General features: G+C 64.6%; 12 protein-coding genes. 5 read left to right on the top strand and 7 right to left on the bottom strand.

Features of this window, described 5'->3' with window-relative positions; genetic code table 11:
* Window positions 1–406: 406 nt before the first annotated feature.
* A complete protein-coding gene (locus ACXJL8_RS23020; protein ID WP_456619568.1) occupies window positions 407–793 on the top strand; it encodes a hypothetical protein in 387 nt (128 codons plus the stop codon).
* A gap of 215 nt (window positions 794–1,008) precedes the next feature.
* On the opposite strand, the gene ACXJL8_RS23015 is transcribed toward ACXJL8_RS23020, so the two are convergent.
* The 7 genes from ACXJL8_RS23015 to ACXJL8_RS22985 form a co-directional block, all read right to left on the bottom strand.
* Complete coding sequence (locus ACXJL8_RS23015; protein ID WP_456619567.1) at window positions 1,009–1,722, bottom strand: ABC transporter ATP-binding protein; 714 nt, start codon at window positions 1,720–1,722, stop codon at window positions 1,009–1,011.
* Window positions 1,715–2,482, bottom strand: coding sequence for an ABC transporter ATP-binding protein (locus ACXJL8_RS23010; RefSeq protein ID WP_456619566.1), 768 nt, complete (start codon window positions 2,480–2,482; stop codon window positions 1,715–1,717). Before ACXJL8_RS23010 ends, ACXJL8_RS23015 begins: the two co-directional genes overlap by 8 nt.
* Window positions 2,475–3,419: a branched-chain amino acid ABC transporter permease gene (locus ACXJL8_RS23005; protein WP_456619565.1), complete on the bottom strand. Its 945-nt coding sequence runs from the start codon at window positions 3,417–3,419 to the stop codon at window positions 2,475–2,477. The genes ACXJL8_RS23010 and ACXJL8_RS23005 overlap by 8 nt, the downstream gene beginning before the upstream one ends.
* Window positions 3,416–4,333, bottom strand: a complete 918-nt coding sequence (locus ACXJL8_RS23000) for a branched-chain amino acid ABC transporter permease (RefSeq protein WP_456619564.1) — start codon at window positions 4,331–4,333, stop codon at window positions 3,416–3,418. The genes ACXJL8_RS23005 and ACXJL8_RS23000 overlap by 4 nt, the downstream gene beginning before the upstream one ends.
* A 345-nt stretch (window positions 4,334–4,678) precedes the next feature.
* The gene (locus ACXJL8_RS22995; protein ID WP_456619563.1) at window positions 4,679–4,897 is read right to left on the bottom strand and encodes a hypothetical protein; all 219 of its coding nucleotides are present in this window, start codon (window positions 4,895–4,897) and stop codon (window positions 4,679–4,681) included.
* A 1-nt stretch (window position 4,898) separates the two neighbouring features.
* A complete protein-coding gene (locus ACXJL8_RS22990) occupies window positions 4,899–5,555 on the bottom strand; it encodes an acyl-homoserine-lactone synthase (RefSeq protein WP_456619562.1) in 657 nt (218 codons plus the stop codon).
* A gap of 85 nt (window positions 5,556–5,640) precedes the next feature.
* A complete protein-coding gene (locus ACXJL8_RS22985; protein ID WP_456619561.1) occupies window positions 5,641–6,369 on the bottom strand; it encodes a helix-turn-helix transcriptional regulator in 729 nt (242 codons plus the stop codon).
* A 167-nt stretch (window positions 6,370–6,536) separates the two neighbouring features.
* On the opposite strand from ACXJL8_RS22985, the gene ACXJL8_RS22980 reads away from it, so the two are divergent.
* From ACXJL8_RS22980 to ACXJL8_RS22965, 4 genes are all read left to right on the top strand, one after another.
* Window positions 6,537–6,713, top strand: a complete 177-nt coding sequence (locus tag ACXJL8_RS22980; protein ID WP_456619560.1) for a hypothetical protein — start codon at window positions 6,537–6,539, stop codon at window positions 6,711–6,713.
* A 247-nt stretch (window positions 6,714–6,960) separates the two neighbouring features.
* A complete protein-coding gene (locus ACXJL8_RS22975; RefSeq protein ID WP_456619655.1) occupies window positions 6,961–7,899 on the top strand; it encodes a LysR family transcriptional regulator in 939 nt (312 codons plus the stop codon).
* Between the two features lie 156 nt (window positions 7,900–8,055).
* A complete protein-coding gene (locus ACXJL8_RS22970; RefSeq protein WP_456619559.1) occupies window positions 8,056–8,934 on the top strand; it encodes a shikimate dehydrogenase in 879 nt (292 codons plus the stop codon).
* Between the two features lie 58 nt (window positions 8,935–8,992).
* The gene (locus ACXJL8_RS22965; RefSeq protein WP_456619558.1) at window positions 8,993–10,123 is read left to right on the top strand and encodes an ABC transporter substrate-binding protein; all 1,131 of its coding nucleotides are present in this window, start codon (window positions 8,993–8,995) and stop codon (window positions 10,121–10,123) included.
* Window positions 10,124–10,230 lie beyond the last annotated feature (107 nt).

The raw sequence follows: 10,230 nt of genomic DNA, 5'->3' as shown, positions 1-10,230 counted from the left end.
ACCGTTTCCTGGCCGAAGTGACCGACTGGGAGCATCGCGAATATTTCGAGATGTTCTGATTCCGGGAGGTCATTCGGGGGCGATGCCTTGGCATCGCGCCCGGAATGACGGAATGACCTCACACCCCCGTGAGGCGACTTCGTCCCGCCTGTTCCGATGACATCACATCGCGGTCCGACGAAGCCGTTTTCCTCACGCCGCGAAAACCGCCGGAAAGATACCGGGGGTAAGCTCCATGCTGTGATCAACAATGGAGTTCGATCATGTGGGATCAATTGTTCAGCCTGATCTATCGCCTGTCCTGCCGGGCCACCCTGATCGAAATCGGCACGCACCGCCTCGCCCGCTGATGGGCCGGTCGGGTTCGAATTGGGTAAGACGGATTGACCAGATAACGGAGGCTGTCATGCGCAAGCTGATCCTGATCGCGGCGATGTCGCTGCTGGCGAGCCAGGCTTATGCCGGCGGCTCCCGGAGCCTTAGCCTTGCGGCGACAAATTCGAGCCAGCAGGCCACCGAGCAGCCGGCAACGACGGCAGCCGCGACGCCGCAGGCAGCACAGGCTCCGGCGGCAACGCCGACAACGAACGTCCAGACGGCGACCACTGCGCCCGCTTCAACGCCTCCGGCAGCGACTGCACCGACAACCGCGACCGCCCCGGCCGCCACGCCCCCTCAGTCCACCGCCGCCCCCGTTGCCAGCTCGACCGAAACCGCCAAGCCGAAGCGCCGCCAGCCGTCCGCCGAGGCGCGCGTGATCCGCGAGCTGCATCGGCATGGAATTTATTGGTGACTTGGTTCGCGCAACTCTCTCCCCAACGTCGTCCCGGCCAAGTGCGCAATTGCGCACGGGGGGCCGGGACGCATGACCACAGGGTGAGGTTTGGCGAAGACTGGTCGCTCGGTACTGATACCGCTTACAATCGATGGACCTCGCGGTATGGGTCCCGGCCTTCGCCGGGACGACGCTGAAGGGCTGGCATGCCGCCCCTCACCTCGCCGGGCCCGCTAGATCCCCAGATATTTGTGTTGCAGATCCGGCTCGGCCATCAGCTCGCCGGAGCTGCCGCTCCACACCGTCCTGCCGCGTTCGATGATGTAGTGGCGGTCGCAGATGCGGGCGAGGTGGTCGACGTTCTTGTCGACGACCAGGATCGACTGTCCCCGGCTCTTCAGCATCGACAGGCAGTTCCAGATCTCCTCGCGGATCAGCGGCGCCAGGCCCTCGGTCGCTTCATCCAGAATCAGGAGCTTTGGATTGGTCATCAGCGCGCGGCCGATCGCGAGCATCTGCTGCTCGCCGCCGGAGAGCTGGTTGCCCATGTTGGAGGCGCGCTCGGCGAGCCGCGGGAACAGCACGTAGATCGCGGCAAGCGTCCAGGGCTTGGCGCTGTCGAAGCGATCGGCGGCGGCGGCGACGAGGTTTTCGCGCACGGTGAGGTTCGGAAAGATCTGCCGCCCCTCGGGGACCAGGCCGACGCCGAGTTTTGCGATCCTGTAGGACGGAAGCAGCCTGACCTCCGCGCCCGCGAAGCGGATCGCGCCCGCGCGCGCCGGCGTCAGGCCCATGATCGAGCGAATGGTCGTGGTCTTGCCCATGCCGTTGCGGCCCATCAGCGAAACCATCTCGCCCGGCTTGATCGACAGCGACAGGCCGAACAGCACCTGAGAGAGCCCGTAGCAGGTCTCGATGCCGTCGACGTCGAGCAGCGTGTCAGCCATGATGCGTCACCACATGCTGGTCGCCGAGATAGGCGCGCTTGACCTCGTCGTTCTGGCGGATCGCGGCCGGAGCGCCGGAGGCGATGACGCGGCCATAGACCAGCACCGAGATGCGGTCGGCGAGCGCGAACACCGCCGGCATGTCGTGCTCGACCAGCACGATCGAGACTTCCTTGCGCAGCTCCTGGAGCAGCTTCACCATGCGTTGGGATTCGGTGACGCCCAGGCCCGCCATCGGCTCGTCCAGCAGAAGCAATTTTGGCTTGCTCGCGAGCGCGACCGCGAGCTCGAGCTCGCGCCGCTCGCCATGACTGAGCCTCGACACCACGACGTCGGCGCGATGCAACAGACCGACGCGGTCGAGCGCGGCATGCGCGGCATCGCGCAGGCCCCTTTCCTTGCGCGCATTGGCGAAGAAGCGGAACGACGTGCCGGCATGTGCCTGCGCCGCCAGTGCGACATTGTCGGCAGCCGTGAAGTCGAACAACAGCGAGGTGATCTGGAACGAGCGGGCGAGGCCGAGCGCGCAGCGGCGATAGGCCGGCAGGTAGGTGATGTCGAGGCCACCGAGCGAGACGCTGCCGGAATCCGGCGCGAGATGCCCGGTGAGCTGGCTGATCAGCGTGGTCTTGCCGGCGCCGTTCGGGCCGATGATGGCGTGCAGCTCGCCGCTAGCTACGTCGAGCGAGACGTTGTCCGTCGCAATGATGCCGCCGAAGCGGCGCACCAGCTTTTCGACACGGAGCAGCGGTTCAGCCACGGTTGAACCTCCCGAGCAGGCCCATGATGCCGCCGCGGCCGAACAGCACGATCAGCAGCAGCAACGGGCCCATGATCAACGCCCAATATTCGGTGATCTGCGACAGGAACTCTTCCAGCAGCAGATAGACCACCGCCCCCATGACCGGGCCGAACAGCGCGCCCATGCCCCCTAAAATCACCATCACCATGAGGTCGCCGGAGCGGGTCCAGTACATCACGGCCGGGCTGATGAAATCGGTGTTGTTGGCGAGCAGCGCGCCGGCCAGGCCGCACATCATGCCGGAGATGACGAAGCAGACGAGCTGGTAGCGCTTCGCCGGAAAGCCGATCGCCTGCATGCGCTGCTCGTTGGAGCGCAAGCCCTGCACGACGAGGCCGAAGCGCGAATTGACGATGCGCCAGATCAGGAAGATCACGCCAAACAGGCAGGCGAGGCAGAGATAGTAGAACTGCACGCGGTTGCCGAGATTGATCAGGCCGGAGAAGTCACTGCGCTTGTAGACGGTGAGGCCGTCGTCACCGCCGTAGCGCGCCAGGCCCGAGGCGACGTAGTACGCCATCTGCGCGAAGGCGAGCGTGATCATGATGAAATAGACACCGCGGGTGCGCAAGGAGAGCGCGCCGATCACCAGCGCATAAAGCGCGGAGGCCGCGAGCGCGACCGGAAACTGGATGAAGCCGGAGCCGATGCCTTCCTGCGCCAGAATGCCGACGGCGTAGCCGCCGATGCCGAGATAGGCGGCGTGGCCAAAGCTCATCATGCCGCCATAGCCCATGATGAGGTTGAGGCTCGCGGCCGCCAAGGCCAGGATGACGACGCGGGTGAACAGGGTCAGGATGAAGATGTTGCCGGAGAGCTGCGAATAGAGCGGCAGCAGCACGAGGCCCGCCAGCATCAGGGCCGTGACGGCCTTGCTCACAGTGAAAGCCTTCATCGACGGTTGGCCGGAAACAGCCCCTCCGGCCGCACCACCAGCACGATCGCCATCAACAGATAGATCAGCATGGAGGACAGGGCGGGCGCGGCGGTGGAGGCAGCGGCGCCGCTCAGCACCTGCCGCAACAGATTGGGCAGGAAGGCGCGGCCGAGCGTGTCGATCATGCCGACGAAGATCGCGGCCAGGAACGCGCCGCGGATCGAGCCGATACCGCCGATCACGATGATGACGAAGGCGAGGATCAGGATGTTCTCGCCCATGCCGATCTGCACGGTCAGGATCGGCGCCTGCATCAGCCCGGCGAGACCGGCGAGCGCGGCCCCTAAGCCGAACACCAGCGTGTAGAGCAGCTTGATGTTGATGCCGAGCGCGCCGATCATCTCGCGGTTGGAGGCGCCGGCCCGGATCAGCATGCCGACGCGGGTGCGCATCACACCGAGATAGAGCAGCAGCGCCACCAGCAGCGCCACCACGATGATGGCAAGACGATAGGCCGGATAATGGATACCGGGCAGGATCGGCACCGGCACCGTGAGCCAGGCCGGCAACGGCAGCGCAAGGCCGGCCGGGCCCCAGATCAACCGCACCGCCTCGTTGAAGAACAGGATCAGCCCGAAGGTCGCGAGCACGTGGTCGAGATGGTCTCTGCCATAGAGGTGTTTCAGCGCCACCACTTCAAGCACGATGCCGAGCAGCAGCGTCGCGCCGAGCGCCATGAACGCGCCGAGCACGAAACTGCCGGTCCAAGCCGCGAAGGTCGCGGCGAAATACGCGCCCATCATGTAGAGCGAGCCGTGCGCGAGGTTGACGAGATCCATGATCCCGAACACCAGCGTCAGGCCGGCGGCGAGCAGGAACAGCAGCAGGCCGAACTGCAATCCGTTCAAGAACTGTTCGACGACAAGCAGCATCAAAACTCTTTCAGGCGCACGCAGCGTCGCGCCGATGTTCGAACACAGTCGCCATCAGTGAAAGAGCTCCCCCTGCCTGTTCAAGGCCGAAAAATGGGTAATGGCAGTATCGTTCCGAGGCAAGAGCGATTCTGCGCTCAACATGCACTTTGTTGCATCCAGGTGCATGCGGTCGAGCGCTCCGTGCACGCGCCTTGCAAGAAGGCTGCCGGGAGGATGGGGCAACCTGCCGCACCCCATCCGGGGCGGAGGCAATGACGCGGCGCAGTGCTCAAAAACGATCGCCCTCTCCCCGGAGGGAGAGGGCGAGGCCTTCCGTTGAAACAAGGGAAGGAAAGGATGCGTCTAGTGCGACGTCATCTGCTGGGGAAGATCATCCGGCTCGGCGAGCTCGCTGTTTGCCGTCGAGGCCTCCAGCGCCGCCATCCGGAACAGATAGGCGAGCGTCGCCAGTCCGGAGTCTTCCGCCATCTGGGCCAGCTCGAGCGCCATGTCGGACATGTAGCCGAGATTCTCGTCCTTGGTCTGCGCCATGATCTGGCTGTCTCGCATCATGTTCGACATCTCAGGCAATCTTTCGTTGCGCGGCGAGGCCGCAGGTGTGGGCACGGGCGATGCAGTCGATGCGGGGACCGTCCTGCTGGATGACATTCATCATCCCGATACGGTCGCGCACGACATCGAGCGATTCCTGACGGACCTCGATGGTTGCGGCCATGGTCCAGGAGTCTTCGACCAGCGCCGGTAACCCGAGCGGGGTGACGACGAAACCGATGTCGTGGAAGCGCGGCAGCCACCAGGTCTCCATGACGAGACAGAGACGCTCGATGCCCTGATCGAGACAGAACTCCTGCGCTGCCGCCATCAATTGCAGATTGAACGCACCGTCGCGGCGCTCGCGCGACACGAAGAAGCGTGACCACTCCCAGACCAGCGGGTCCGACGGGCAGCCGCGCACCGCGGCGAGATGCGGGAAGACCTCGCTCATCATCGTCGGCTTGGTGGTCGGATACAGGCGGGAGCCGCCGAGCACCCGGCGGTTTTCGAGAGCCAGCAGGTAGACCGCGTCCTCATTGTCATAGGTATCGATCTCGCGGCTATCGGGCTTCCGCAGCCCCTCCCATTTCCGCTCCTCGACAAAAATCTCGTGACGCACCCGGAAATGTTGCTCGATGACGTCCTCGTAGAGGTGCCGGTTGACGGCCGAAATTACATGAATCATGAACTCCCCCATGGCTTGAAATGAGGGCAGCCTCAGCGAAAAAGGCCGAACCGACTATTGGGAAATTTCCCAGTAGGCGACTATTTCAGGGATTGATGATTCTATGGCGGATCGCGATCGCGACCGCATGCGTCCGGTTGACGGCGCCGAGCTTGCGCGCGGCGGTTGCAAGATGCTCTTCCGCGGTGCGCTGCGTGATGTTCAGTATCTCGCCGATTTCCCAGGCCGACTTGCCCTGTGAAGCCCAGGCGATCACCTCGCGCTCGCGCGGAGTGAGGCGCATCGACGGATGCGGCGCCGGATCGAGCAGACGGCGAATATGGTCGAAGCCATACATCGCGATCAGGTGCAACGCCGGCTTGCTGCGGGCATTGAGATCGAGGTGGACGCCGCCGAGCGAGACGCCGGCCTCGTAGCCGGTCAACCCGTGGATCGGAACGACGAAGCCGCGCGACATCCGGAAATCGGCGGCGCGCCGCATCACCTCCACCGCGCCAGGCTCCAACTCGGGATCATAAGGCGCCTCGGACCACTCGAACGGATTCACGGTCTGCCGGCATTTGCGGATCACGGGATCGACGCGGTCATAGCTCTTTTGAGTGTAGAGGCTGAACCACTCCGCCGGCCACTTCTTGGCGAGCACCATCTGGGAAAAGCGCTGATCGGGATTCGGCAAGCCGGTCACGATGATGTGCTCGAAGCCATACCCGCCGAACGCGGTCGCGAGCGCATCCATGGCGTCCGGAACCTTGGTATAGGCCCCCAGCCCTTCAATGAAGTCGAGCGCTTCCCGGCCATAATCAACGGCGGACATCAGTGCGTTTCCTGACCCTCGCCGCTCCGTATAGCACGTCTTGGGGGGCTGCCTCAATTCACCGCTTCCGTAGTTTCCCGGTGCACTGCACGCTTCGAAGATTTAATCTACTTGTGGAAGAAGTGACGTCAAGATACACCTAGGACGCCTGAAGCGGGAAAGTCACGATGGAAGACGAGAACATCGCCCTCAACAGCGTGCTCGGCCTGGAGCTCAATCGCGTGTTTTTCGCGGTCCGCGACACGGCAAACAAGCAGGAGATCATCGAGTTCGCGCGCAAGGTGCTGCAAAGCGAGCACGCGCAGCCGCCCGGCAGCGTGTCGCCGGACGGACCGGCGAGTTAGGACGCGGTTGCAGCAGACGCGAGCGCTGCTCGCCTGGATGATCTTAGGTTCGAGCCCGCTGATTTAGTCGAAACAACCCGCGCGCGAAGTTACTCCGGCATCGCCCACGAATGAGCTGCACGCTTACCCTCCCCTGGAGGGTGAAGCGCCGCCCGCTCCGCTCGCCCTGACACCACTTGCCGCTGGATGACATCACGGCTCTCGTGAGATGATCGCCGCCACGATCGCCTTTCGGGATGTCCGGGACATGATGACGCTGCGCCAGGTTGAAGTGATCCGTGCCGTGATGGTGACGGGCACCATTGGCGGTGCGGCGAAGCTTCTGAACGTCTCGGCGCCGGGCATCAGCCGGCTGGTCAAATACACCGAGCGCTCGCTCGGCATCCGCTTCTTCCAGCGCCAGAACGGCCGCTATTTCCCGACGCCGGAGGCCGAGAATATCTTCGAGCAGATCAACGGGGTCTACAAGAAGGTCGACGACCTCTCCGAGATCATCTCCAAGATCGGCCGCGGCGGCCTGTCGGAACTGCGCATCGGCTCGGTGCCGAGCATCTCGCAGGTGATGGTGCCCCGTGCGATCGAGCGCGTCCGGCGCCGCTATCCGGATCTCGGCATCGACATCAACATCCTCAAGCTCGAAGAGGCCATCGACTATCTGTTGCTCGGCCGTGGCGAGTGCGTCGCGATGAGCTACCGGCTCGAGCATTCCGGGCTCGATTTCCTGCCGCTCGCCGAGGGTGAGCTCTATTGCATGGTTCCGCCCGGCCACGAGCTCGCCGGCCGCAAGCAGGTGTCGGCGGCCGAGATCACCCGCTATCCGCTGATCGGCATCGATCCCAACGACCCCTATGGGCGGATCATGGCCGGGATCTTTTCGCGCAACCGGCTCGACTACAACATCACCATCCGCGCACGCTTCGGCACCACGGTCTGCGCGCTGGTGAAGGCAGGGCTCGGGATCGCCGTCATCGACCAGTTCACGGTGGCCCATGGCGGCTATCCCGGCGTCGAGCTGCTCAAGATCACCGAGCCGACGCGGTTCGACACCTACATCGCGGTGAAGCGCGGCGCACCGCTGTCGCTTCACGTCGAGTATTTCATCGAATCCCTGCGCGCCGAGATGCGCGCGGTCGAGCCGTCCCGCGGCAACGGCAGGGCTGCGCCTGCGCGCGGACGGAAGAAATAACATGATGTTAGGTTTGCGGGACAAAAGGGTAATTGTGTTAGGCGAGGGAAAGGCTATCGTCGCATGCGGAAGCCCCCTTGGAAGTCCCCTTGGAATTGCGCGGATGTCCGCGCTAATGGCCGGGACCGAATGCTCTCAACGAGACGATAGCGAACCATGTCGAAGCGCGGATACGCCGCCAGCAAGAAGCTCCTCACCGGCCTGATCGGCGCGCCGATCGCGCATTCCGCCTCCCCCGCCATGCATGAGCGCGCCGCCGAGGCGCTGGGCCTGCGCGGCCATTACCAGCTCATCGAGGTCGCCGGCGCCGATGCGGTCGGGCTCAGCATGATGCTCGAAGGCGTGCGGCGGCTCGGCTTCGCCGGCGTCAATGTCACCTACCCTTACAAGGAAGCGGTGGTCCCGCTGCTCGACGAGCTGGCTCCGGGCGCCGCCGCCATGGGCGCGGTCAACACCGTCGCCGTCAGGGACGGCCGCCTGACCGGCCACAACACCGACACCACCGGCTTTGCGCGCGCGGTGGCGCCGCTGCTGGCGCCGTCTGGAAATGCGGTTGCCGTGATCGGCACGGGCGGCGTCGGCAGGGCGATCGCCTTCGCATTGGCGAGCCTTGAGGTCGCCGACCTCCGCATCTTCGACACTGAACCGGCGCGGGCCGAAAAACTTGCCGCACTGCTTGCCAGGCATGGCGGCGCCAGGGTCGCGAAAAGCGTCGAGGACGCGCTCGATGGCGCGACCGGCCTCGTCAACGGCACGCCGGTCGGCATGCTGCCGAACCGGGGCATGCCGGTCCCGGCCGCGCTGCTGCACGACAAATTGTGGGTCGCCGATGCCGTCTACTCGCCGCTGATCACGCCGCTGCTGGCGGCAGCCCAAGCCAAGGGTGCACGGATCATGACCGGGCGGGAGCTTGCGATTTACCAGGCCGCCGACGCTTTCGAACTGTTCACCGGCCTTGCCCCGTCGACCGAGGTCATGGGAGAGGCTTTCGACGAAGTGATGGCGGCACGAAGCTCGACCTACAACGCAGCGTAACCAAAGCGGCCGGACACAAGGCCGCGGGCAACATCAACGGAAAATGGGAGGAGAGACCATGAAATCGACTTTACTGGCAGGCGCCCTGCTTGCCTTCGCGACTGCAACCAGCGTCCACGCCCAGGCGATCAAGCTCGCCGACGTCGCCGAGCTGTCGGGTGGCGGCGCCACCGTCGGCACCAACTGGAAGAACGGCATCGACCTCGCGATCGAGGAAATCAACGCCAAGGGCGGCGTGCTCGGCCGCAAGTTGGAGGTCACCCACGCCGACTCGCAGTCCAACCCCGGCGTGGCCCGCGCCCAGGTGCAGAAGGCGCTCGACGCCGAGCCCTATGTGCTGCTCGGGCCCGGCTATTCCGGCTCGGTGAAGGTCACCGCGCCGCTCGCGGCCGAAGCCGGCATCGCCCAGATCATGGGCGGCGAAGCCGCCGAGCTGACGCAAGCAGGCAACAAGTTCCTGTTCCGCACCTCGTTCGGCCAGCAATCCTCGATGCCGAAGGTCGCAAAATACATCCACGACGAGATGAAGGCGAAGACGGTCGCGGTGGTCTGGGTGAACAATGATTTCGGCCGCGGCGGGCGCGACGTCGTCACCAAGGAGCTCGACCGGCTCGGCTCGAAGGTCGTCGCCGACCTCTCGACCGAAGCGGGACAAGCCGATTTCGCCGCCGACGTCGGCAAGATCAAGGCGGCCAATCCCGACGCGGTTTTCGTCTATCTCAATGAAGAAGAGAGCGCGCGCATCCTGAAGGAGCTGAAGCGCCAGGGCGTCACCGCGCCGCTGATGGGCGAGACCACGCTGATCGGCCAGAAGGTGATCGATCTCGCGGGCGACGCCGCCAACGGCGCGCGCGGCCATGTCGGTCTCACCACCGACGCGCCGGTCGACCTGATCAAGGCATTCCGCGAGAAGTTCTCGAAGAAGTACAATTACGTGCCCGACCACAATGGCCTGAAGGGCTATCTCGCCGTCTACATGGTGAAAGCCACCACCGAGAAGATGGGCAAGGTCGACTCCAAGGCATTCGCCGACACGCTGCACGGCCTGACCATCAAGGCCGCCGATGAGCCCGGCATCTTGATGGACGCCACCTTCAGCGACACCGGCGACATCGACCGCCAGAGTTTTCTGGTGGAAGTCGTCGAAGGCAAGCAGGTGGTGAAGCAGGTGCTGCCGAAGGTGAAGTGAGGTCTCTCTTCCTCCCTCGCCCCGCCCTTCGCGGGGAGAGGGCGGGGTGAGGGGCTGCTTCCGCGGCGACGGTGACAATCGAGTTCGCGGAGACAGCCCCTCACCCC

It is taken from the genome of Bradyrhizobium sp. P5_C11_2 (assembly GCF_054049755.1).
This window is presented reverse-complemented; position numbering and strand designations above follow the sequence as displayed.